1 protein-coding gene is annotated in these 589 nt (G+C 66.2%); it reads right to left on the bottom strand.

The annotated features are described in order from the left end of the window. Positions 1-75 precede the first annotated feature (75 nt). Positions 76-504, bottom strand: coding sequence for an IS200/IS605 family transposase (tnpA, locus tag RCO28_RS39260; RefSeq protein WP_308946208.1), 429 nt, complete (start codon positions 502-504; stop codon positions 76-78). Positions 505-589: the final 85 nt, after the last annotated feature.

Genomic DNA, 589 nt, shown 5'->3' with positions numbered 1-589 from the left:
GCGGTGCCGGGTTTGACGGGCGCGGAGCGCCCCTACGGCTGCCCGGCGGAGCCGGGAACTGCTGTGCCGTGTCGGTCAGTCGGGCCGCTTCTGGTTCTCGATGTACTGCTTGACCACGGCGAGCGGGGCGCCGCCGACGGAGGCCGCGAAGTAGGACGGTGACCAGAAGTGCTCGCCCCACAGGTAGGGGTTGATGTGGTCGGGAAACTCCTGGCGAAGTCGGCGTGCGGAGACGCCCTTGAGGGAGCCGACGAGGCGGGCCAGGGCGACCTTGGGCGGATAGTGAACGAGCAAGTGGACGTGGTCTGCTTCGCCGTTGAACTCGCGCAGCTCGGCGCCGAAGTCCGCGCACACATCGCGCATGATCTCCTCACAGCGCCTCAGGACGGCATCGGTGAACACTGCGCGCCGGTACTTCGGCGTGAAGACCAAGTGCGCGTGCAGGCTGCATACGACGCTGCGGCCCCTGCGTATGTCGGGGTTTGGATCCCATCTCGGTGACACAGGTCAATGCTAGGCGCTAGCCTGACGAGGTGAAACTGGTGGTGCAGGTCAAACTTGAGCCAACACCCAGGCAAGCGGCGGCACT

This window comes from Streptomyces sp. LHD-70 (assembly GCF_031157275.1).
In the GTDB taxonomy this organism is placed as follows: Bacteria; Actinomycetota; Actinomycetes; order Streptomycetales; family Streptomycetaceae; genus Streptomyces.
The sequence above is the reverse complement of the archived record's forward strand: the minus strand, read 5'-3'. Positions and strand labels throughout refer to the sequence as shown.